Origin of the sequence: Stenotrophomonas sp. Bg11-02 (assembly GCF_002836635.1) — a bacterium.
GTDB classification, from domain to species: Bacteria; Pseudomonadota; Gammaproteobacteria; order Xanthomonadales; family Xanthomonadaceae; genus Stenotrophomonas; species Stenotrophomonas lacuserhaii.
This window is the reverse complement of record NZ_PJAY01000055.1, coordinates 56864-78185: the sequence shown is the minus strand read 5'-3', so window position 1 is coordinate 78185 and position 21322 is coordinate 56864. Positions and strand designations below refer to the sequence as shown.

Sequence of the window (21322 nt, the reverse complement as noted above, 5' to 3'; positions counted from 1 at the left end):
CTATGGCCAGCAGCTTATCGCAAGCAACTGAACAATGACCCTGTGGGTGCTCGGACTGAATCACCAGACCGCACCGGTGGACCTGCGCGAACGCGCAGCCTTCGCCGGTGACGCCCTGCCGCGCGCGCTCGGTTCGTTGCGCAATACCCCGCAGATCGCCGAGGCGGTGCTGCTGTCCACCTGCAACCGCACCGAACTGTATGCGGTGGCCGACTCCGAGACCGCTCTGAACCAGTGGCTGCAGGGCCAGGCCGGCGACCTGCAGGGCTATCTGTACCAGCACGCCGACGCCGATGCGGTGCGCCACCTGTTCCGGGTCGCCACCGGGCTGGATTCGATGGTGCTGGGTGAACCGCAGATCCTGGGCCAGGTGAAGGACGCCTGGTCGGTGGCCCGCGAACATGGCCTGCTCGGCCAGCGCCTGGACCGGCTGTTCCAGCAGACCTTCTCGGTGGCCAAGCGCGCGCGGACCGATACCCAGGTCGGCGCCAACCCGGTCTCGGTAGCTTCTGCCGCGGTGCGGCTGGCGCAGAATTCCTTTGCGCGGCTGGACGATTCCACCGTGTTGCTGGTCGGCGCCGGGGAAACCATCGAGCTGGCCGCGCGCCACCTCAGCGATGGCAAGGTGCGCCGCCTGCTGATCGCAAACCGTACTTTGGCCCACGCCCAGGACCTGGCCAGCCGGCATGGTGGCGTGGCCTTGCCGCTGGCCGAGCTGGACCGTCATCTTGCCGAAGCGGACATCGTGTTTTCCGCCACGGCCGCACGTGAGCCGGTGATCCACCGCGAGGCCGTCGCCACCGCGCTGCGCACCCGTCGGCACAAGCCGATGCTGCTGTTCGACCTGGCCGTGCCGCGCGACATCGAAGCCAGCGTGGCCAGCCTGGACGACGCCTTCCTGTATACGGTGGACGACCTGGAGCGGGCGGTGGAAGACAACCGCCGCAGCCGCCGCGAAGCCGCCGCCGAAGCCGAAGCGATCATCGAACTGCAGGTCGCGCGCTTCGTGGAAACCCAGCAGGCCGGCACCCACCACGCCCCGCTCAGGCAGCTGCGCGCGTTCGGCGAGACCACCCGCGCGGAAATGCTCGAGCGCGCGCGGGCACAGCTGGCCAACGGCAAGCCGGCCGATGAAGTGCTGGAACTGCTCGCCCATGGCCTGACCAACCGCTTGCTGCACCCGCCCACCGCTGCCCTGCGCGCCGCCGCGCTGAGCGGAGATGCCGACCTGACCCGCGCCGCCGAGCGCCTGTTCCCGGCGCAGCCGGGATACCACCATCCTGCCGTGAGACCCGATGACGCCGACCCTGCGCCGTAAGCTTGAAGCGCTGGCCGAGCGCCGCGAAGAACTCGAACGCCTGCTTTCCGACCCCAGCGTGGTGGCCGACAACAAGCGCTTCCGCGATCTTTCGCGCGAGTTCGCCCAGCTGGAACCGGTTGCCACCGCGCTGGCCGAAGAGCGCCGCGCCAAGGACGACCTGGCCGCCGCCGAGGCGATGCGCGCCGACCCGGACCTGCGTGAGCTGGCCGAGGAAGAAGTCGAGGCCGCGCAGGCCCGCCTGGCGCAGCTGGACCAGGACCTGGCCCTGCTGCTGGTGCCGCGCGACCTGCGCGACGAAGGCAACCTGTTCCTGGAAGTGCGCGCCGGCACCGGCGGCGACGAAGCGGCGATCTTCGCCGGCGATCTGTTCCGCATGTACGCGCGCTACGCCGAGCGCCAGGGCTGGAAAGTCGAGATCGAATCGGACAGCCCGGGCGAGCACGGCGGCTACAAGGAAGTGGTGGCCCGGGTGGTCGGGCGCGGCGCGTTCTCGCGACTGAAATTCGAATCCGGCACGCATCGGGTGCAGCGGGTGCCCGCCACCGAATCGCAGGGCCGCATCCATACCTCGGCGGCCACGGTGGCGATCATCCCTGAAGCCGATGAAATCGACGAGGTGCAGATCAATCCGGCCGACCTGCGGGTGGATACGTTCCGTTCCTCCGGCGCCGGTGGCCAGCACGTCAACAAGACCGAATCGGCCATCCGCATCACCCACGTCCCGACCGGGGTGGTGGTGGAATGCCAGACCGAACGCAGCCAGCACGCCAACCGCGACAAGGCGATGAAGCGCCTGAAGGCGCAGCTGCTGGATGCCGAACGTTCGCGCCAGGACGCAGCGCAGGCGGCGTCACGGCGCCTGCAGGTCGGCAGCGGCGACCGCAGCCAGCGCATCCGCACCTACAGCTTCCCGCAGGGCCGCATCACCGACCACCGCGTGGAAGGGCTGACTCTGTACGACCTGCCCAACGTGATGGCCGGCGACATGGATGCACTGCTGCAGCGGCTGTCGCAGGAACACCAGGCCGATGCGCTGGCCCAGCTGGCCGCGTCGGCCTGATCGATGCAGCCTGCCAGCCAGCGCCAGCAGTTGCAGCAGGCGGTCCGCCGCCAGCCGACGGACTTCATCGCCTGGGTGATGCTGGCCGATGCCGAACTGGAAGCCGGTGATCTGGCAGCGGGGGAACAGGCCGCGCGGCGTGCCCTGCAGCTGCGCCCGCGGCATCCCGAGGCGCTGGCCCGGCTGGGCCGGGTGGCGTGGATGGCCGGCGCGCACGGCGATGCCGCGCAGCTGCTCGGCGAGGCCGCGGCCAGTGCGCCGCAGCACCCCGGCATTGCGTTGTGGCTCGGCCACGCACTGGAAGATGCCGGCGATGCCGAGGGCGCGGCCGATGCCTACCGGCGTGCCCACGCGCTGCTGCCCGATGAGCCCTACATCGCCGCGCAGCGGCTGGCCTGGCAGCGCCGCCTGTGCGACTGGCAGGACATTGATGCGCTGTCACGGCAGGTCCGCGATGCCGTGGCCGGCGGCCGTGGCGCGGTGGAACCGTTCGCCTTCCTCAGCGAGGACGCCAGCGCCGCCGAGCAGCTGGCCTGTGCGCGGCTGCGCGCGGCGCAGTTCAGCGGCGTGCGGCCGTTGCCGCCGGCCTCGGTGCGGCCACGCGGCCCGCTGCGGATCGGCCTGCTGTCCAACGGCTTCGGCGCGCATCCCACCGGCCTGCTGACCGTGGCGGTGTTCGAACAACTGCGGCAGGACACGGCGCTGGACATCCATCTTTTCGCGCTCGACCGCGACGATGGCAGCCCGATCCGCCAGCGTCTGCGCGCGGCCACCCGCCTGCACGACGTGGCGGGCCTGCGCCATGCCGACGTGGCCGCACGGATCCGTGCCGAAGGCATCGACGTGCTGTTCGACCTGCGCGGCTGGGGCGGTGGCGGCGTACCGGAAGTGCTGGCCCTGCGCCCGGCTGCGGTGCAGGTCAACTGGCTCGCGTATCCGGGCACCTCCGGTGCACCGTGGATGGACGTGGTGCTGGCCGACGACTTCGTGCTGCCGGCCACGCTGGAGGCGCACTTCAGCGAGCGCGTCGTGCGCCTGCCGCGAGCCTTCCAGCCATCGGACAACACCCGCGCGCTGCAGCCAGCACCGTCGCGTGCCGCGTGCGGCCTGCCGGAACACGGCGTGGTGTTCTGCTGTTTCAACAACAGCTACAAATTGAATCCGCGCAGCATGGCGCGGGCCTTCCAGGTCCTGCAGGGCGTGCCCGGCAGCGTGCTGTGGCTGCTGTCCGGGCCGGGCCGCGCCGATGCCCGCCTGCGTGATGCAGCGCGCGCGGCCGGGGTGGATCCGGTGCGGCTGGTGTTCATGGCCAAGCTGCCGCATGCGCAGTACCTCGCCCGCTACGCGCTGGCCGACCTGTTCCTGGATACCCATCCGTACAACGCGCACACCACCGCCTCGGATGCGCTCTGGGCCGGCTGCCCGGTGTTGACCTGCCCCGGCGATACCTTCGCCGCGCGCGTGGCCGGCAGCTTGAACCACCACCTCGGCCTGCATGCGATGAACGTGGCCGACGATGCCGCCTTCATCACCCGCGCCACGGCGTTGGGCAATGACCCCGCCGCGCTGGCGCAGCTGCGCACGCAGTTGGCCCAGGCACGTGCCGGCAGTGGCCTGTTCGACATGGCCGGCTTCGCTGCGGACCTGTCCCGGATGCTGCAACAGCTGGCCAGCGAACGGGGCTGGCAGGGCGCGCACACCGCCTGAACCGCGCACGCGGCACACTGGGGCTTCCACCCGACGGGAGCCTTCGATGGCAAAGCTGAAGCGCAAGGCCTACGAGGCCCTGCTGGAACCGATGCAGTTGGAACTGGCCACCATGGCGCGCTGGGTGCAGCTGACCGGCCAGCGCGTGCTGGTGCTGTTCGAGGGGCGCGACACCGCGGGCAAAGGCGGCGCCATCCAGGCGATCAGCCAGCACCTCAACCCCCGCCAGTGCCGGGTGGTCGCACTGCCCAGGCCGACCGACCGCGAAGCCACCCAGTGGTACTTCCAGCGCTATGCCAGCCACCTGCCAGCGGCCGGCGAGATCGTGCTGATGGACCGCAGCTGGTACAACCGCGCCGGCGTGGAACGGGTGATGGGCTACTGCAGCGACGCGCAGTACCGGCAGTTCCTGCAGCAGGCGCCGGTGTTCGAACAACTGCTGGTGGACGACGGCATCCTGCTGTTCAAGTACTGGCTGGCGGTGGACCAGGCGCAGCAGGAGGAACGTTTCGCCGAGCGCCATGCCAATCCGCTGAAGGGCTGGAAGCTGTCACCGGTCGACCTGCAGTCGCGCGACAAGTACGAGGCTTACACCCAGGCCCGCGAGGCCATGCTGCAGGCGACCCACCGTACCCATGCGCCGTGGACGCTGGTGGATTTCAACGACCAGCGCACGGGTCGGCTGACCCTGGTCCGCGACCTGCTGGACCGCCTGCCCGATACCCATGTCGACGAGGCGCTGCCCGAGCTGCCGAAGCTGAAAGGCAAGCTGCACCGCGAGCACTACGCGCTGCTGAAGCCGCTCGATGTTTTCCCGATCGACTGAGTACAGCGGGGGCCCGGTAGCTGACGGTGGGTGACAACCGTTGGTCGTCACGCCCCCCCTCACTCCCCCGGCTTACTTGCCGGCAATGCGCGCTTCGATATCCGCCGCCGTGACCGGACCCACGAACGAATGCACCACCTTGCCCTGCGGGTCCACCAGGTGGGTCAGCGGCAGGCCACGCGGGGTAGCGAAGTCGGCCGGCGGATCGTACGGGTCGACGATGGCGATCGGATAGGTCACCGGCCGTTCCGTCAGGAAGGCCTGCATGTCCGCCGGTTCGATTTCCTCATACGCCAGCCCGACCACTTCGATCTCGCTGCGCATCGCGTGCAGCGCGGACAGCTCCGGCATCTCCTTGCGGCAGGGAGCGCACCAGGTGGCCCAGAAGTTCACCACCACCCACTTGCCGCGGTGCGCGGCCAGATCATACTCGGCACCGTCCACGGTCTTGACCTTCAGGGCCGGGAACTCGGCCGTGACCCGCTCTGCAGGCGCTGCACCATCGGCTGCGCCCAGTGCCGCATCCGGGTCGGCGGCAGGCGCTGGCGTGGCCGCGTCGGCAGCAGGCGGCGCGGCGGCCGGTGCGGTGGCAGCAGGTTCGGCGGCCGGCTTGCAGGCGGCCAAGAGAACGGACAGGGTGACGACCAACAACTTGCATCTCATCGGGGCGTATCTCCGGGGGGATAGATGTCGCTGACGCGACGCTTGAGTTTCTCACGCAGTGGCAGGCGCAGTTCGTCCAGCGCCGCCAGCGCGGCCTGGCCCAGGCTGTCCTGGCGATAGGGCAGGTGCGCTTCGGCCACCGGGATGCGCAGCTGGGTGGACTCGTACAGGTCGGCCAGGGTCAACTGCTCCAGGTCACGCGCCAGCATCCACTCACCGTTCTCGACGCGGCGCAGCAGCGCGATCCGCTCCATGTCGCACAGCAACTGCTGCAGCAGCGAGTCGGTCATCATCGGCTCGTGCTGCAGGATTTCGTCGTCCTCCAGGCCCTTGCCCAACGCGCGCGCCTGCTGGAAGCGCCCGAGCAGGCGCAGCAGCGCGTAGAACTCATACCCTTGCGGCAGGCGCAGTTCCGCCGGCTGGTAGCGGAAGGCGGCCATCGAAGAGGCCAGGGAAGCGCCCAGCAATACCGCCACCCAGCACAGGTAGATCCACAGCAGCAGGATAGGCACGAAGGCGACGGTGCCGTACAGCTTCTGGTAGGACTGGAAGCTGCCCAGGTAGGCGCCGATGCCCCACTTCACCAGTTCCAGCAGGATCGCCGCCAGGATCGCACCGGGCACCGCATGCTTCCATTTGACCGTGTGGTGCGGCACCACGCGGTACACCAGCGTGATGCACACGAACTCGATCAGAACCGGGGCCAGCCGCAGCGAGAAATCGGCCAGCCACCGTCCTTCCTGGGTACCGAACAGCGGCAGCGCGAACACCCGCGCCGAGACGGCCAGCGAGGCCGCCGCCAACATCGCACCAAGGGTCAACACGGTCCAGTAAACCAGGAAGCGGGTCAGCTTGGGCCGCGACGATCCCACCCGCCAGATCTGGTTGAAGGTTTCTTCCACGCTGTTGAGCGTGATCAGCAGCGAGATCACCAGCGCGATGAAGCCGGCGGCGGTGAGTTGGCCGGCGCTGGCGCTGAACTGTCGCAGGTAGCCTTCTGCCGCACGCGCCGCGCTGGGCACGAAGTTGGAGAACACGTAATCGCTGAGCTGGTCGCTCCAGCGATCGAACACCGGGAAGGCGGACAGCACGCCGAACACCACGATGGCCAGCGGCACCAGGGCGAACACGGTGGTGTAGGCCAGCGCGGCAGCGGCCTGGAACAGGCGGTCATCAAGGAAGCGCCGCCACAGGAAACGGCCGAAGCTGGCAGCGCGTGGACGGTCGCGCGCGCGCTCCATCCATAGATTGATCGTGTTCAACGGTTCCATCGGCGCAAGGGTACCCGATGCAGGATCGCCGCAGGATAGCCATACTGGCGTCTCCTGGACGAGAAAGCGGGTCGATGATGGGCGAGATCCTGGTGCTCTACTACAGCCGAGGCGGTTCGGTGGCACGGCTGGCGCGGCAGATCGCGCGGGGCATCGGCGAGGTTCCGGGCATGGCCGCGCGCGTGCGCAGTGTGCCGGCCGTGGCCGCCGTGACCCAGACCGCGCGTCCGCCGGTACCCGATGAAGGCGCGCCGTATGTCAGCGTCGAAGACCTCGCCGAGTGCGATGGGTTGCTGCTCGGCAGTCCCACCCGGTTCGGCAACATGGCCGCCCCGATGAAGCACTTCCTGGATGGCCTGGGCGCGGAGTGGGTCAATGGCACGCTGGCCGGAAAGCCGGCGGCGGTGTTCACCTCCACCGCCTCGATGCATGGGGGCCAGGAATCCACCCTGCTGTCCATGCAGCTGCCGTTGCTCCACCACGGTTGCCTGATCGTCGGCATTCCGTTCACTGAAGCTGCGTTGAGCCACACCACCAGCGGCGGCACGCCCTACGGTGCCAGCCACGTGGCGGGCGCCAATGATGATCCGCAGCCCAGCGAGGACGAAGCCACCCTGGCCCGCGCGCTTGGCCGACGGGTCGCCGATATCGCACGGCGGCTGGCCTGATGGCCGCCACCGCGCGCACCGTGCTGCTGCTCGCCCTGATGGGCCTGGCGGCGCTGTACGCCGGCTGGTTCATCAACGACCGCCACTGGCTGGCGACCCAGCTGGTGTTCACCGCCCCGCCGCTGGTGCTGGCGATTGCGCTGCGGATGGGCTGGCGCAAGGCCGGCTTCTGGGCCAGCGTGCTGGCGCTGGGCTGGTTCAGCCATGGCGTGATGAGTGCCTGGAGCCATGCCGAAACGCGCGCGCTGGCGTGGCTGGCGATCTGCCTGTCGCTGCTGGTGATCTTCGCCGGCAGCCTGCCCGGCCTACGCGCACGTTTCAGCCGAAAGCAACGCTGACGGCCCCCACCGGGGCCGGTATCATCTGCGTTCCTGTTCCTGCAGCGCCGTTCCAGGCTCCGAAGACATGCCCATGATGGAAGACCTCCTGATCGTCACCACCGGTGGCACGATCGACAAGATCTACTTCGACGACAAATCGGATTACCAGATCGGCGATCCACAGATCGGCATGATCCTGCGCGAGCTGGGCGTGACTTTCCGCTTCAACGTCATCCCGATCCTGCGCAAGGATTCGCTGCACATCAGCGATGACGACCGCGAGCTGATCCGCGCCACCATCGCCGCACAGCCTACCCGCCATGTGCTGGTCACCCACGGCACCGATTCGATGGTGGCTACCGGAAAGGTGCTGTCGACCATCCCGGACAAGACCATCGTGATGACCGGCGCGTTGAGTCCGGCGCGCTTCCGCGGCTCCGATGCCGAGTTCAACATCGGCTGCGCCATCGGCGCGGTGCAGTCGCTGGCCGCCGGCGTGTACATCGCGATGAACGGGCGCATCTGGGATCCGCAGAGCGTCCGCAAGAACGTGGCCGAGAACCGTTTCGAAGCGGCCTGACCGCTCAGGAGCCGCCCCTCCCGGGCGGCTCCTGCGCTGCATCACCTCACTGCGATGCCACCACTTCGATGGACCGGTCCACGGCGGAGTCGGCATCTGCCATGCCTGCTCCGCAGCCCTGCGGGCAAGCGATCAGCAACGGTCGCGCGGTCTCTTTCAGGATATCGGCGACCTGCGCAGGCGTAAGACGGCCATCCACAGCCGACTGCATCAGCGCCACTACGCCGGCAACGTGCGGGGCCGCCATCGAGGTACCGTTATAGGCGGCATAGGCAGGCGCACCCGGCGAGGTGCGTCCACTGTTCAAGGTGGAAAGGATGTTCTCACCAGGTGCCGCCAGGGTGATTCCCCTGCCGTAATTTGAAAAACCCGCACGCGCACCGCGTGAGGTCGTGGCCGCCACCGCCAACACCCCACGGCAGTTGGCCGGCGTGAACCGCGACACATCCGCGTTGCTGTTTCCCGCTGCGACAACCACCGTTGCACCGGCCTGGATCGCCCCGTCCACGGCGGCCTGCGATGCGCGATCGCAGGCACCCTGGCCGCCCAGCGACAGGTTCAGCACTTTGGCGGGGTTTGCATTGCGCGGAATGCCCCTGACGGTGCCGCCCGCAGCCCACACCATGCCGTCGGCGATGTCCGAGGTGTAACCGCCGCCCTTGCCGAGGACACGGACATGCACCAGTTTGGCGTCGAAGGCCGTTCCGGCGACCCCCTGCCCGTTGTTCGTGGCTGCAGCAACGGTGCCGGCGACGTGGGTGCCATGCCAGCTGGAGGGTCGACCCCACTGGCTGTCGCCGGTGTCTTCCGGGTTGTCATCCCGACCGTTGCCGTCGCCGGCCATGCTGCCGTTGCTGATGAAGTCGTAACCCGGAAGCGTATTGGCGTCCAGTTCCGGATGGCGGGTGCGGCCGGTGTCGATGATCGCCACCACCTGCCCGGCGCCGGTGGCCTTGTCCCACGCCGGCCGCACGTTGAGTGATGCGGCACTGTTGGAGAAGCCCCACTGTTCGTTCAAGCGCGGATCGTCGGGATCCAGCGCGGGCTTCAGGATGCGATCCACCTGCACGTGGTCCACCTCCGGATCGCTCGCCATGGCCGCCATCCAGGCACCGGCCTGCGCGCGGTCCAGCGCTTTTCCGGCGCGCACCACCATAGGCCCGGTGGCCATCCGGCGCAGCACCTGCATGCCGCCGGTCGCCATGCGCAGACTGGATCCGGCACGGCCCAGCGCGGCCTGCATCGCGCCTTCATTCTCGCGCAGTGCACTCCCGTCACGCAGGTGCACGATGAACTGCTGGTGGGTGTCCGACTGCACAAGGCCGGAAAGATCTACGTCGCCGGCATGGGCCGATGCGCTGGACATCGCCATCAGCACACACGCAACGGCAGGTGACAGGAACGTTTTCTGGCAGGGTATTTTCATCTGGAGCCTCCTTTGGTTTGTGGCCAGTCGATCGTGTGCTTGTGCACCTGCGGCGGGTATCGGGCATCCACCCGCCTGGCTCCCGGCACATGACACGGGAAAGGTGAAACTTTCTCCCTGTCCGGTTCGCCGGCGGGCTCCACCCGTGCGTGTGATGAAGCGGCGCGCTATTCGGCCTTGGCCTTTACCATGAGCCCGCTGTAGTCGCTGATTGCCTTGATCCGTATGTGCCAGGTTCCGGAGCCTGGCCAGACGCGCACGCAGGTCTTGCTGTTGCCGGTGCCCTGGGGACGGCAGTTGTATTCGGTATCGGTGGGCCTGACCGCGTGGCGGGTGTACAGATCAACATCGCCGGATCCTTCGCCGATCTGCACCACCAGCATGTTGCTGCCGGCCGGCACGTTGAAGGTGTACCAGCGCTCGCTCCCGGCAGTGCCGCTCAATCCCCTGACCGGTACGTCGTTTTCCAGATCCGACGGGTCCGGGTCCGGATCGGGGTCTGGATCCGGACCGGTATCGCCGGCGGCCGCCCTGGCCACGACGACGGCAGCGTCGACCAGCCCGGCGCCGCAGCCGCCGGTGCAGGTACCGGGCAGCGGCCGTGCGGCACTTCGCAGCAAGGCGTCCACCTGCGCGGGCAGCAACGGCTTGGGCGCTACCGATTGCATCAGCGCGACCACGCCCGCCACGTGCGGGGCCGCCATCGAGGTGCCGCTGTAAGCGGCATAGCTGGGTTGTGCCGGGCCCTGCTGCCCATCATTCAAGGTGGACAGGATGCTTTCGCCCGGCGCGGCCACCGTGATGCGCGCACCGTAGTTGGAGAAGGATGCGCGGCTGCCTGCGGCGTTGGTGGCCGCCACGGCGACCACGCCGCGACAGTTCGCCGGCCGGTAACGCGCTACATCGTCATTGGAATTGCCCGCCGCCACGATCACCGACGCACCATGGGCAATGGCCGTATCCACCGCGGCCTGGCTGGCCCGGTCGCAGGTGCCGAAGCCACCCAGTGACAGATTGACCACCTGCGCTGGATGCGGATTGTCCGCCACCCCGGGCACCCGCCCGCCTGCGGCCCAGACGATGCCATCGGCGATGTCCGACTGGAAACCGCCACAGCGCCCCAGCACGCGCACCGGCACCACCTTGGCATTGAACGCGGTGCCGGCCACGCCGATGCCGTTGTGGGTGGATGCTGCAACGGTGCCGGCCACATGCGTACCGTGCCAGCTCGAACGCGAACCGCCAGCGGAGCTGCATTCACCGGGAGGATACCAATCGCCTGCATCGGTGGCATCGCCATCGCGCCCATCGCCATCGCGGGACATCGCCGGATCGCTGATGAAGTCGTAGCCGGGAAGCATGTTGGCGTCGAGGTCGGGATGGCGGGTGATGCCCGTGTCGATGACCGCCACTACCACGCCCTTGCCACTGGCGATGTCCCAGGCAGGGCGGATACCCAGCGCGGCATTGCTGGCGCCGAAGCTCCATTGCTCGCCCAGGCGGGGATCATCGGGATTCCATGAAGGCCGCAGGATGGCGTCCAGCTGCACGGCATCCACCTCTTCCTGCTGTGCCAGCGCGCGGAGCAGCTGTTCGGCCTCGGCGGCATCCAGGGGAACGCTGGTACGCACGACCGTGCTGCCGGTCGCCATGCGCCGCAGTGCGTGGACCTGCACCGCCCTGCCGCCTTTGCGGGGAAGCGCATCGGCGGCCCGTTGCAGGCTTCGCGCCGCGCCTGCCAAAGACGATGCCGACGCACTGCCAGACCGATAGGCGACAATGAAATGCTGATGCGCGGTGTTGCCGGCCAGCCCTTGCAGATCGACGTTACCGGCTTGGGAGAGCGGGCTCGCGCAAAGACCCGCCACCACGAGGGCAACGGCTGCAGCGACGGGATGGTACCGGGTAAGCACACGGCAATGGGTGGACATGGTTGCTGACTCCTCGCAGTGGGACGGCACCTGTCACTGCGCAGAGGAAAAAAGCCGCAGCAGGCACTGTCACTGGCGACGCGATGATCGGCCTTCAACACCGTCACGGCGTAACCGGCACGCTCATGCTGCGCGCCTGCAACGCCGCCCATCATCGGGAAAAGCCGTAGCCGCGCCGAGGGGGTCTCCGTTAATGGAGTCGCCGTAACGCCCGACTGCAGGGCACCGCCAAGGTCAGGCCGATACGACGACGCCCCGGCAGGGCCGGGGCGTCGGGAGACACGCTGGAACGGCTTCGGTCAGTACTGCGCGCGCACGGTCAAACCGGAGAACGTGCTGTAGGCCTTGATCCGCACGTGCCAAGTACCTGCGGCCGGGTTGCTGATGGTGCAGGTCTCGTTGTTGCCGCTCAGGTAGGGACGGCAGGCGTACGTGCTGTCGGTCGGCGCGCTGCCTTGGCGCAGGTACAGGTCGGCATCACCACTGCCGCCGCTGATCGCCACGCGCAGTTGGGTGGCACCGCTGGGAACGGTCACGGTGTAGCTCAGCGCCGCACCGGAAGCGGCACCCAGCCCCCCCACCGCTACGTTGTTCTGCAGCACCGTGCCGGTGCCCGGATCCGGGTTGCCACCGCCGCCGCCCAGCGCCGCCACCACCGCCGCATCGGCGTTGACGATGCCCGCACCGCAGCCACCGGAGCAGGCACCTGGCAGGGCGCGCGCGGTGTTCTTGATGATGGTTTCCACCTGCGCCGGGGTGAGCGCGCTCGGTGCCACCGACTGCATCAACGCCACCACGCCGGCCACGTGCGGGGCCGCCATCGAGGTGCCGTTGTAGGACGCGTAGGTCGCCGAGGCCGGCACCGTGGTACCGGTGTTGAGGGTGGACAGGATGGCCTGGCCCGGCGCGGAGATGTCGATGCCGGCACCGTAGTTGGAGAAGCTGGCCTTGGCGCCGGTGTTGGTGGTGGCTGCCACCGCGATCACGTTGGCGCAGTTGGCCGGGACCGACGTGGAGACGTTGCTGGCTTCGTTGCCGGCGGCCACCACCACGGTGGTGCCACGTCCCACCGCGCCGTTGATCGCGTTCTGGTAAGTGGCCGAGCAGCTGCCACCCCCGCCGAGGGACATGTTGATCACTTCGGCCGGATTGGCGTTGGCCGGTACGCCGCTGACCGTGCCGCCGGAGGCCCAGACGATGGCATCGGCGATATCGGAGGTATAGCCGCCGCACTTGCCGAGCACGCGCACCGGCACCACCTTGGCGTTGTAGGCCGTGCCGGCCACGCCGGTGCTGTTGTTGGTCACCGCGGCGATGGTGCCGGCCACGTGGGTGCCATGCCAGCTGGAGTTGGAGGCCGGATAGCCCGCGCCACATTCATTGGCGGCGTACCAGTCGCCCTGGTCGTTGGCGTTGTTGTCCCGTCCACCACCGTCGCGTGCCATCGCCGCGTCGCTGATGAAATCATAGCCGGGCAGGATGTTGGCATTCAGATCCGGATGGCTGGTGATGCCGGTGTCGATCACCGCCACCACTACGCCGGTGCCGGTGGACTTGTCCCATGCCGGACGCACGTTGATGGACGCGTTGGACGTACCGAAGCCCCACTGTTCGCCGAGGCGGGCGTCGTTCGGCACCAGGGTCGGCCGCATGATCTGGTCGACCTCCACGTACTCCACGTTGGGATCGGCGGCGAGCCTGCGCATCAGCATTTCGGCCTGCGCGGCATCCAGCGGCTGATCTGCCCGGACCACGCTCGGGCCCACCGCCAGCCGGCGCACCTGCTGCAGGCCCAGCGCGCGTCCCTGGGCCGCCGACAGGCCCGATGCCGCAGTCCTGAGCGAGCTCGCCAGGGCTAACGGCGTGGCCAGTGGCGCGCTGTTGTCGCGGAACTTGACGATGAACTGCTTGTGGGTCGGCGCGGACGACAGGCCGCTGAGGTGGACGTCGCCGGCGAACGCCGGGGCTACCAGCAGCAACGAGGTGAGCACGGAGGCCCCCATGACGACCACTGCACGCTGACGCAGACGCGGTTGCGAAACCTGGGACATCGGATTTCCTTTTCTGGGTTCTGGCATGGATGCCGGATTCGGCTGAGGGCGCCGGTCGCGATTCGCAGGCTGCGCTGCACTGGCGGGAATCGGTACCGGGGCGGACAGTCCCCCGTGCGCTGTCCACAACGTCGAAGCTAGTCGGTTCGAGCCATTCGCGACAATGTTTCAGCCCCACTTCAGTGACGTGAAATGTCGGAAGTGAGACTTTTGGTGTCTAAAATTTGTAAAGGTGAAGGAACTTTCACCGGTCCTTCACGGTCCCCGGCTGTCCCTGGCCTGTCCTGGATTGACTGTGCCGACATCCACCAGGCAATAAAAAGCCCGTCACAGGGACGGGCTTACAGGGGGATTCCGCCGAGCATGGCTCGGCGCTACCGGCTACACACCTGGGCCCGCGCGGTGCTGTAGCGCCGAGCCATGCTCGGCGGGGCACCGTCAGCCGGTCAGGCGAGCTTGACCAGCCAGCCGTGGCGGTCCGGCAGGCGGCCGTACTGGATGTCGGTCAGTTCCTTGCGCAGCGACAAGGTGACTTCACCGGCTGGCGCGTTGATGTCGCCGACTTCGAAGCCTTCGCCCTTCAGCTGGCCGATCGGGGTCACCACCGCCGCGGTGCCGCAGGCGAACACTTCGGTGATCTCGCCCGACGCCACGCCCTGCTTCCATTCATCGATGCTGACCTTGCGCTCTTCCACCTTCATGCCACGGTCGCGGGCCAGCTGCAGGATGCTTTCGCGGGTGATGCCTTCCAGGATGCTGCCCGACAACTGCGGGGTCACCAGGGTGCCATCCTTGTAGACCAGGAAGACGTTCATGCCGCCCAGTTCTTCCAGGTACTTGCCTTCGGTGGGGTCCAGGAACAGCACCTGCGAGCAGCCCTGCGCCTGCGCCTTCTGCTGCGGCAGCAGCGAGGCGGCATAGTTGCCGCCGCACTTGGCTGCGCCGGTGCCGCCCTTGGCCGCACGCGCGTACTCGGTGGACAGCCAGATCGACACCGGCGCCACGCCCTTGGCGAAGTACGGGCCGGCCGGGCTGGCGATCACGTAGTAACCGGCCTTGTGCGCGCCGCGCACGCCGAGGAAGGCTTCATCGCCGATCATGAACGGACGGAAGTACAGGCTGGATTCGTCGGCCGACGGCACCCAGTCCTTGTCCAGTGCGACCAGCTGCTTCAACGATTCAACGAAGATGTCCACCGGCAGTTCCGGCAGCGCCAGGCGCTGCGCCGAACGCTGCAGGCGACGGCCGTTGGCATCGGGGCGGAAAGTCCACACCGAGCCGTCGGCATGCCGGTACGCCTTGATGCCTTCGAAGATTTCCTGGCCGTAATGCAGCACCGCGGCGGCCGGATCCAGCAGCAGCGGGCCGTACGGGCGCACGTTGGCGTTGTGCCAGCCGGTGTCCTTGTCCCAGCGCACTTCCACCATGTGGTCGGTGAAATGCAGGCCGAAGCCCGGCTTTTCCAAGATGGCGGCGCGCTCATCGGCGCTGCGCGGATGGGCCGAGCGGGTGACGTCGAAGCTGATGTTGGACTGGGACACCGGATGTTTCCTGTTCTGGTTGCGGTTGTTACCGGGATTCCACCACGCGGGCGGCGTACGGTCGGGTCAGAGCATGCCGGTTTCCAGGCGCGCCGACTCGGACATCATGTGGCGGCCCCATGGTGGATCGAACACCAGTTCCACGTCGGCCTCGGCCACGGTGGGGATGATTTCCAGTTTGCTGCGCACGTCGTCGACCAGGATGTCGCCCATGCCGCAGCCGGGCGCGGTCAGGGTCATCTTGACGTCGACCTCGCGGCGGCCATCGTCCAGGTGCTTGAGCTCCACTTCGTAGACCAGGCCGAGGTCGACGATGTTGAACGGGATCTCCGGGTCGAAGCAGGTGCGCAGCTGCTGCCACACCAGTTGTTCGACCTGTTCATCGCTGGCGTCGTCAGGCAGCTCCAGCGGTGCCGGGGCCTCCTTGCCGATGGCATCGCCATCCCGTCCCGCGATGCGGAACAGGTTGCCTTCGACGAACACCGTATAGCTGCCACCCAAGGCCTGGGTGATATAGCCATAGCTGCCGGCGGGCAGGGTCACCGTTTCGCCCTGCGGGACCATGACGGCCTCGCAGTCGCGTTCGAAGTGGACTGGTTCACTGCTACGGGAATACATGAGGCTCGATCTGGGGGCTGCGGACGCGCCGCGCAAGGCGACATTTTAGCCCAGCGGCCCGGCGCCCGCCCGTGCACTGCGGCAAACCCAGTATCCTGTTGGCATCCAAAGGGAAATCCGCATGCCCTCTCCTGCTGTACGCACCAGGACCGTGTCCTGGCTCTGGCCCGTGATGTACCTGATCGGCGCCGGCACGGCCCTGCTGGCCTGGGTGTTCTTCGCATTGATGACCGGCCGCCAGCTGGGTTGGATGGCGATCGTGGTGGCGCTGGAACTGCTGTTCATGCTGCGCCTGGGCACCCTGCGCGGCGGCGTGCTGCGCGCCCTGCTGGTGGCCGGCGGCACACTGCTGGTGACCGCGCTGGCCTGGTGGAGCATCGCCAGTGCGTGGCTGGGCGGATCGATGGGGCTGACTCCCTGGGAGTCCGCACTGCGCATGGGCCCGCATCTGGCGTGGACGCTGGTGGGGCTGGCCAACGTCACCGCCGACTGGCTGTGGCTGCCGGTAGCGGTGGTGTTCGCGGCATGGCTGGGCTGGCAGAAGCGCCTCTGACGCAGCGCCAGCAGGTTCGGTGGGTGACGACCGGCTCTGGTGGGTGACGACCGGCTTTGGTGGGTGACGACCGTTGGTCGTCACGCTGTTGCTTTCCGCTGCGCTCGCCGAGCATGGCTCGGCGCTACCGTTGTGGTCTCCGGTAGTGACGGCCGCTGGCCGTCATTCCCTTGCTGGGGAGGGGGCTCAGTGCCCCCCATCCAGCCCCTTCAGTTCACTCACCAGCGAACCCGCCGCCGCCGCCCCATCGCCGTACAGCATGCGGGTGTTGTCCGCATAGAACAGCGCATTCTCGATCCCGGCAAAACCGGTACCGCGCCCGCGCTTGATCACCACCACGTTGCGCGCATTGACCACATCCAGGATCGGCATGCCGTAGATCACGCTGGCCGGATCGGTGCGTGCCACCGGATTGACCACGTCGTTGGCACCGATCACCAGCACCACGTCCGTGCTCGGGAACTCCGGATTGATGTCGTCCATGTCGGCGATCAGGTCGTACGGCACGCCGGCTTCGGCCAGCAGCACGTTCATGTGTCCGGGCATGCGGCCGGCCACCGGATGGATGGCGAACTTCACCTTGACCCCGCGCGCGATCAGCCGCTGCGCCAACTCCCAGATCTTGTGCTGCGCCTGGGCCACGGCCATGCCGTAGCCCGGCACGATCACCACGCGTTCGGCGAAGGCCATCATCGCCGCCACGTCGGAGGCATCGATCGGCTTCTGCGCGCCGGTGATTTCCTGCGCCTCGCCGCCCGCGCCGCCGCCGAAGTTGGAGAACAGCACGTTGCTGATCGGGCGGTTCATCGCCTTGGCCATCAGCCGGGTCAGCAGGATGCCGGCCGCACCGACCATCATGCCGGCGATGATCAGCGCCTCGTTGCCCAGCACGTAGCCTTCGAAGGACACCGCCAGGCCGGTGAACGCGTTGTACAGCGAGATCACCACCGGCATGTCCGCCCCGCCGATCGGCAGGGTCATCAATACGCCCAGCGCCAGGGCCAGCACGAAGAAGGCGATGATCGCCCAGGGTGCCAGCGTGCTGGCGGCGATGATGCCCAGCACCACCACGGCCAGCGCCACGATCATGTTCAGCGCCTGCTGGCCGGGCCAGGTGATGCGCCGGTCCAGGCGACCGTCCAGCTTCGCCCAGGCGACCACCGAACCGGACAGCGAGACCGCGCCGATGGCCGCACCGGTCACTGCCAGTGTCAGCACCATCGCCGAAGGCTGGCGCGCGGCCAGGTCGGCCAACGCCTGCGCGCTCCAGTGGCTGGTATCGCGGTTGGCCAGCGCCGACCAGCGCAACAGCTCCACCGCACCGATGGCCGCGGCCGAACCGCCCCCCATGCCGTTGTACAGCGCCACCATCTGCGGCATGTCGGTGATGGCGACCTTGCCGGCTGACCACCACGCCAATCCGCCGCCCAACGCCAGCGCGACCAGGATAAGCGGGATGTTGTGCAGTTCGGGCAGGAAGAAGGTGGCAACGGTGGCCACCAGCATGCCCAGCCCGGCCCAGCGGATGCCGCTGCGGGCGGTAAGCGGCGAGGCCATGCGCTGCAGGCCGAGCAGGAACAGCGTGGCAGCGACGAGGTAGCTGGTCTTGACCAGCCAATCCAGCAGTTCAGGCGTGCTGACGTTCAAGGTTGCGGCTCCTTGTCGGCGTCGGTGGGCGCCGGCTTGACGCTGGGCTTGAACATTTCCAGCATGCGCGCGGTGACCACGTAACCGCCCGCGGCATTGCCTGCACCCAGCACCACCGCGACGAACCCAAGGATCTTCTCCAGCGGCGTCTGCGCGTGGCCCAGCACCACCATCGCGCCGATCAGCACGATGCCGTGGATGAAGTTCGAACCGGACATCAGCGGGGTATGCAGGATCACCGGCACCCGCGAGATGATCACATGGCCGGCGATGGCCGCCAGCATGAAGATGTACAGCGCCACGAATCCGTCACTCACCGGCACGACTCCCGCTCTGGATGTAGGCCCCATCATAACCATGCGCTGAACCGCGCGCGCTGTGCTGTCAACGCGGGCTGCCTGCACGCGTTGTCCATGGTGAGCCCGACGAAGGACCCGTACCCTGTGCTGGTGAGCAGCCCCCTGGCCCCGACCGCCGACGCACCGCCCGCATCACTGGACCAGTTCCTGGCCGGGGTGGGACCGCGCGCGTTCCGCTTCGCCGAGGCCGGCCTGCGCCATCGCGAGAATGCGCTGGACGCGGTGCAGGACAGCCTGATCCGCATGCTGGACTACCGGGAAAAGCCGGCCGCCGAGTGGCCGCCGCTGTTCTGGAGCATCCTGCGCCGGCGGGTGATCGACCTGCAGCGCCGTCGCCGCTTCCGCCTGCCGTTCTGGCGCGACAACGTGGATAGCGACGGTGAGCCGGTGGACTGGGCCGATGAGGGCCCGGGCCCGGCCGACGTCCATGCCGGGCGCGAACAGTACGATGTGCTGGTGCAGGCCCTGCGCACGCTGCCACCGCGACAGCGCGAAGCCTTCACGCTGCGCGTGCTGCAGGACCTGGACGGCGCCACCACCGCACGCGCCATGGGCTGCAGCGAAGGCGCGGTAAAGACCCACTTGGCGCGTGCCCGCGACGCGCTGAGAACCCTGATGGAGAATCCGACGTGAGCCGCACCCTGCCCCCCGACGACCAGTTGCAGGCCCTGCACCAGCAGGCCGTGCAGGCGCTGTCGCCCGCCACCCTGGCGCGCCTGCGCAACGCGCGGCATGCGACAGCGGCATCACGGCGGCGACCCGCCTGGTGGATGGCTACCGCCTTCGCTGGGGTAGCGGCGCTGGGCGTCGGGCTGAGCCTGCAGATGCGCTCGGCGCCTTCACCGCTGCCGGCGGTGGCGCCGATGGTGGCCGCGCTGGAAAGCGATGGCGCCGCGCTGGATGAAAACCCCGATCTTTACCTGTGGCTGGCCAGCACCGACCTGGCGATGGAGTGACCTGATGAACGCCTATCTCCCTTCCCGCCTGTTGCCTGTACTGCTGGTGTTGCTGAGCGCCAGCGGCGCGGCGTTCGCGCAGGAAGCCGCGCCGCCGGCCTGGGAACAGCTGACCCCGGCCCAGCGCGACGCACTGGTCGCCCCGCTGCGCGACCGCTGGAACAGCGCCCCACCCGAACAACGCCAGCGCATGCTGCAGCACGGCCAGCGCTGGCAATCGATGACACCGGAGCAGCGCGACCAGGCCCGCAAGGGCATGCGCCGTTTCGATGGCATGACCCCCGAGCAGCGCGAACAGGCCCGCGCGCTGTTCGCCAAGATGCGCGGCATGACCCCGGAGCAGCGCACTGAACTGCGCGCGCGCTGGGGCACGATGAGCAACGACCAGCGCCGCCAATGGGTACGCGACAACCCGCCGCCCCCGCGCAACCGCGACTGACCGCGCCGACGCTCCGGTAGCGACGGCCGCCGGCCGTCCCGCTCTCGCCTCGGTAGTGACGGCCGCTGGTCGTCCCGCTGTTGCCTCGGTGGGTGACGACCGTTGGTCGTCCCGCTCTCGCCCCGATAGTGATGGCCGCTGGCCGTCCTGCTGTTGCCCCGGTGGGTGACGACCGTTGGTCGTCACGCTCTCGCCCCGGTAGGTGACCACCGTTGGTCGTCACGCTGTTGCAGTTGAGATTACCGCTCAGCCACCGGCCACCCAGCGCGTCTTCGCCAACAACTCATCCTCCCAATCAAACCGCACTTCCCCGTCATGCACGAACAGGCTGACGAAGTTCAACACGTTGCGGGCATACATCTCGCTGGCCTGCGCCGCGCCCAGGCTGGCGAGGTTCAACGGGCCATCCACCACCACGCCAGCGTGCTCTATGCACTCACCCGGCACGGTCACCGCACAATTGCCGCCGCTTTCCGCAGCAAGATCCACGATCACGCTGCCCGGCGCCATCCCTTCCACCATCGCCTGGCTCAGGATCACCGGCGCCGTGCGCCCCGGCACCGCAGCCGTGCAGATCACCACATCCACGCCGCGCAGATGGTCGGCCAGCCGCTGCTGCTGCAGCGCGCGCTCTTCATCGGTCAGCGCACGCGCATAGCCGCCCTCGCCGGCCGCACTCACCCCCAAGTCAAGGAAGCGCGCACCAAGCGACTGGATCTGCTCACGCGTTTCCGGTCGCACATCGAACCCTTCCACCTGCGCGCCAAGCCGCCGGGCCGTGGCAATAGCCTGCAGCCCCGCCACGCCCGCGCCCACCACCAGCACCTTGGCCGGGCGCACCGTGCCCGCCGCGGTGGTCAACATCGGGAAGAAGCGCGGCGCCCGTTGGGCGGCGATCAGCGTGGCCTTGTAACCGGCCATGCCCGCCTGCGAACTCAGTACGTCCATCGATTGCGCGCGGGTGGTACGCGGCAGTAGCTGCAGCGGGAACAGCTGCAAGCCCGGGTCGCCAGCCAGCGCGGCCAATCCGGCATCACGGGCTGGCTGCAGCAATCCCACCACGCTGGCACCGGGCTTCAGACGTGCCAGCCGGGCAGGATCGGGGGACTGCACACAAAGCACCGCATCGATGTCGGCCCATCGCGTGTCATCGACCAGCAGCGCGCCGGCATCCAGATAGGCCTGATCGGTGAAGCCCGCCGCGGTGCCCGCACCGGCCTCGAACCAGACCATGGCACCGCGTGCGGCCAGTTTCTTCGCGGTTTCCGGCGTCAGCGCGACGCGGCGCTCTCCGGATGCGGATTCCTTGACCCCCAGCAACGCTACGGACATACGCTTCCCCGCTGATCGGTAATAAGCCGATAGTAGCGCGCCCCACGCGCCGT

The 21322-nt window shown here is 68.2% G+C and carries 20 protein-coding genes and 1 pseudogene; 11 read left to right on the top strand and 10 right to left on the bottom strand.

Annotated elements, in window-relative coordinates; translation table 11 throughout:
* Positions 1 to 34: 34 nt before the first annotated feature.
* The 4 genes from hemA to ppk2 are packed head-to-tail and all read left to right on the top strand — an operon-like array spanning position 35 to position 4914.
* A complete protein-coding gene (gene hemA, locus CXG43_RS08910) occupies positions 35 to 1318 on the top strand; it encodes a glutamyl-tRNA reductase (RefSeq protein ID WP_101099646.1) in 1284 nt (427 codons plus the stop codon).
* Positions 1296 to 2381 (top strand): peptide chain release factor 1, encoded by a 1086-nt coding sequence (prfA, locus tag CXG43_RS08905; protein WP_101099645.1) that lies wholly within the window; start codon positions 1296 to 1298, stop codon positions 2379 to 2381. The genes hemA and prfA overlap by 23 nt, the downstream gene beginning before the upstream one ends.
* 3 nt (positions 2382 to 2384) lie before the next feature.
* Positions 2385 to 4088, top strand: a complete 1704-nt coding sequence (locus tag CXG43_RS08900) for a tetratricopeptide repeat protein (protein ID WP_101099644.1) — start codon at positions 2385 to 2387, stop codon at positions 4086 to 4088.
* 46 nt (positions 4089 to 4134) lie between these two features.
* Positions 4135 to 4914, top strand: coding sequence for a polyphosphate kinase 2 (ppk2, locus tag CXG43_RS08895; RefSeq protein WP_101099643.1), 780 nt, complete (start codon positions 4135 to 4137; stop codon positions 4912 to 4914).
* Between the two features lie 72 nt (positions 4915 to 4986).
* Here ppk2 and CXG43_RS08890 read toward each other — a convergent pair whose 3' ends face one another.
* On the bottom strand, positions 4987 to 5577 hold the full coding sequence (locus CXG43_RS08890) for a TlpA disulfide reductase family protein (protein ID WP_101099642.1): 591 nt from the start codon (positions 5575 to 5577) through the stop codon (positions 4987 to 4989).
* Positions 5574 to 6848, bottom strand: coding sequence for a YihY family inner membrane protein (locus CXG43_RS08885; RefSeq protein ID WP_101099641.1), 1275 nt, complete (start codon positions 6846 to 6848; stop codon positions 5574 to 5576). The genes CXG43_RS08890 and CXG43_RS08885 overlap by 4 nt, the downstream gene beginning before the upstream one ends.
* Positions 6849 to 6865: 17 nt before the next feature.
* On the opposite strand from CXG43_RS08885, the gene wrbA reads away from it, so the two are divergent.
* The 3 genes from wrbA to CXG43_RS08870 all read left to right on the top strand — a co-directional run bounded on the left by wrbA (position 6866) and on the right by CXG43_RS08870 (position 8416).
* The gene (gene wrbA / locus CXG43_RS08880; protein WP_182657529.1) at positions 6866 to 7516 is read left to right on the top strand and encodes an NAD(P)H:quinone oxidoreductase; all 651 of its coding nucleotides are present in this window, start codon (positions 6866 to 6868) and stop codon (positions 7514 to 7516) included.
* The gene (locus CXG43_RS08875; protein ID WP_101099640.1) at positions 7516 to 7854 is read left to right on the top strand and encodes a DUF2069 domain-containing protein; all 339 of its coding nucleotides are present in this window, start codon (positions 7516 to 7518) and stop codon (positions 7852 to 7854) included. Before wrbA ends, CXG43_RS08875 begins: the two co-directional genes overlap by 1 nt.
* Before the next feature lie 76 nt (positions 7855 to 7930).
* Positions 7931 to 8416, top strand: coding sequence for an asparaginase domain-containing protein (locus CXG43_RS08870; RefSeq protein WP_101099654.1), 486 nt, complete (start codon positions 7931 to 7933; stop codon positions 8414 to 8416).
* Between the two features lie 67 nt (positions 8417 to 8483).
* On the opposite strand, the pseudogene CXG43_RS08865 reads toward CXG43_RS08870, so the two are convergent.
* The 5 genes and pseudogenes from CXG43_RS08865 to sufT form a co-directional block, all read right to left on the bottom strand.
* Positions 8484 to 9788: pseudogene (locus tag CXG43_RS08865) on the bottom strand (S8 family peptidase); the annotation flags it as partial.
* Between the two features lie 221 nt (positions 9789 to 10009).
* Positions 10010 to 11773: a S8 family peptidase gene (locus CXG43_RS08860; RefSeq protein WP_101099638.1), complete on the bottom strand. Its 1764-nt coding sequence runs from the start codon at positions 11771 to 11773 to the stop codon at positions 10010 to 10012.
* A gap of 299 nt (positions 11774 to 12072) precedes the next feature.
* Positions 12073 to 13824, bottom strand: coding sequence for a S8 family peptidase (locus CXG43_RS08855; protein WP_101099637.1), 1752 nt, complete (start codon positions 13822 to 13824; stop codon positions 12073 to 12075).
* A 446-nt stretch (positions 13825 to 14270) separates the two neighbouring features.
* On the bottom strand, positions 14271 to 15365 hold the full coding sequence (locus CXG43_RS08850; protein WP_101099636.1) for a branched-chain amino acid aminotransferase: 1095 nt from the start codon (positions 15363 to 15365) through the stop codon (positions 14271 to 14273).
* Between the two features lie 66 nt (positions 15366 to 15431).
* Complete coding sequence (gene sufT, locus CXG43_RS08845; protein WP_042613066.1) at positions 15432 to 15983, bottom strand: putative Fe-S cluster assembly protein SufT; 552 nt, start codon at positions 15981 to 15983, stop codon at positions 15432 to 15434.
* 121 nt (positions 15984 to 16104) lie between these two features.
* Between sufT and CXG43_RS08840 the strand changes: the two genes are divergently transcribed.
* Positions 16105 to 16536, top strand: a complete 432-nt coding sequence (locus CXG43_RS08840; protein WP_101099635.1) for a hypothetical protein — start codon at positions 16105 to 16107, stop codon at positions 16534 to 16536.
* A 186-nt stretch (positions 16537 to 16722) separates the two neighbouring features.
* Here CXG43_RS08840 and CXG43_RS08835 read toward each other — a convergent pair whose 3' ends face one another.
* Positions 16723 to 18183, bottom strand: a complete 1461-nt coding sequence (locus CXG43_RS08835) for an NAD(P)(+) transhydrogenase (Re/Si-specific) subunit beta (RefSeq protein WP_101099634.1) — start codon at positions 18181 to 18183, stop codon at positions 16723 to 16725.
* Entirely contained in the window at positions 18180 to 18500 is a 321-nt protein-coding gene (locus CXG43_RS08830; protein WP_042613078.1) for an NAD(P) transhydrogenase subunit alpha, read from the bottom strand. Before CXG43_RS08830 ends, CXG43_RS08835 begins: the two co-directional genes overlap by 4 nt.
* 96 nt (positions 18501 to 18596) lie before the next feature.
* Here CXG43_RS08830 and CXG43_RS08825 point away from each other — a divergent pair, with 96 nt between their 5' ends.
* Genes CXG43_RS08825 through CXG43_RS08815 form a run of 3 tightly spaced genes read left to right on the top strand, consistent with a single transcriptional unit; the run spans position 18597 to position 19937 of the window.
* A complete protein-coding gene (locus CXG43_RS08825; protein ID WP_101099633.1) occupies positions 18597 to 19175 on the top strand; it encodes an RNA polymerase sigma factor in 579 nt (192 codons plus the stop codon).
* Positions 19172 to 19498, top strand: a complete 327-nt coding sequence (locus tag CXG43_RS08820; protein ID WP_101099632.1) for a hypothetical protein — start codon at positions 19172 to 19174, stop codon at positions 19496 to 19498. Before CXG43_RS08825 ends, CXG43_RS08820 begins: the two co-directional genes overlap by 4 nt.
* Before the next feature lie 4 nt (positions 19499 to 19502).
* On the top strand, positions 19503 to 19937 hold the full coding sequence (locus CXG43_RS08815; protein WP_101099631.1) for a DUF3106 domain-containing protein: 435 nt from the start codon (positions 19503 to 19505) through the stop codon (positions 19935 to 19937).
* Between the two features lie 246 nt (positions 19938 to 20183).
* Here the strand turns inward: CXG43_RS08815 and CXG43_RS08810 are convergent, their stop codons facing one another.
* The gene (locus CXG43_RS08810) at positions 20184 to 21269 is read right to left on the bottom strand and encodes an NAD(P) transhydrogenase subunit alpha (protein ID WP_101099630.1); all 1086 of its coding nucleotides are present in this window, start codon (positions 21267 to 21269) and stop codon (positions 20184 to 20186) included.
* Positions 21270 to 21322 lie beyond the last annotated feature (53 nt).

Excerpts from the sequence above, each read along its gene's own strand:
- hemA (WP_101099646.1), top strand. The coding sequence starts at position 35 with ATGACCCTGTGGGTGCTCGGACTGAATCACCAGACCGCACCGGTGGAC.
- prfA (WP_101099645.1), top strand. The coding sequence starts at position 1,296 with ATGACGCCGACCCTGCGCCGTAAGCTTGAAGCGCTGGCCGAGCGCCGC.
- CXG43_RS08900 (WP_101099644.1), top strand. The coding sequence starts at position 2,385 with ATGCAGCCTGCCAGCCAGCGCCAGCAGTTGCAGCAGGCGGTCCGCCGC.
- ppk2 (WP_101099643.1), top strand. The coding sequence starts at position 4,135 with ATGGCAAAGCTGAAGCGCAAGGCCTACGAGGCCCTGCTGGAACCGATG.
- CXG43_RS08890 (WP_101099642.1), bottom strand. The coding sequence starts at position 5,577 with ATGAGATGCAAGTTGTTGGTCGTCACCCTGTCCGTTCTCTTGGCCGCC.
- CXG43_RS08885 (WP_101099641.1), bottom strand. The coding sequence starts at position 6,848 with ATGGAACCGTTGAACACGATCAATCTATGGATGGAGCGCGCGCGCGAC.
- wrbA (WP_182657529.1), top strand. The coding sequence starts at position 6,866 with ATGCAGGATCGCCGCAGGATAGCCATACTGGCGTCTCCTGGACGAGAA.
- CXG43_RS08875 (WP_101099640.1), top strand. The coding sequence starts at position 7,516 with ATGGCCGCCACCGCGCGCACCGTGCTGCTGCTCGCCCTGATGGGCCTG.
- CXG43_RS08870 (WP_101099654.1), top strand. The coding sequence starts at position 7,931 with ATGGAAGACCTCCTGATCGTCACCACCGGTGGCACGATCGACAAGATC.
- CXG43_RS08860 (WP_101099638.1), bottom strand. The coding sequence starts at position 11,773 with ATGTCCACCCATTGCCGTGTGCTTACCCGGTACCATCCCGTCGCTGCA.
- CXG43_RS08855 (WP_101099637.1), bottom strand. The coding sequence starts at position 13,824 with ATGTCCCAGGTTTCGCAACCGCGTCTGCGTCAGCGTGCAGTGGTCGTC.
- sufT (WP_042613066.1), bottom strand. The coding sequence starts at position 15,983 with ATGTATTCCCGTAGCAGTGAACCAGTCCACTTCGAACGCGACTGCGAG.
- CXG43_RS08840 (WP_101099635.1), top strand. The coding sequence starts at position 16,105 with ATGCCCTCTCCTGCTGTACGCACCAGGACCGTGTCCTGGCTCTGGCCC.
- CXG43_RS08825 (WP_101099633.1), top strand. The coding sequence starts at position 18,597 with ATGGTGAGCCCGACGAAGGACCCGTACCCTGTGCTGGTGAGCAGCCCC.
- CXG43_RS08815 (WP_101099631.1), top strand. The coding sequence starts at position 19,503 with ATGAACGCCTATCTCCCTTCCCGCCTGTTGCCTGTACTGCTGGTGTTG.
- CXG43_RS08810 (WP_101099630.1), bottom strand. The coding sequence starts at position 21,269 with ATGTCCGTAGCGTTGCTGGGGGTCAAGGAATCCGCATCCGGAGAGCGC.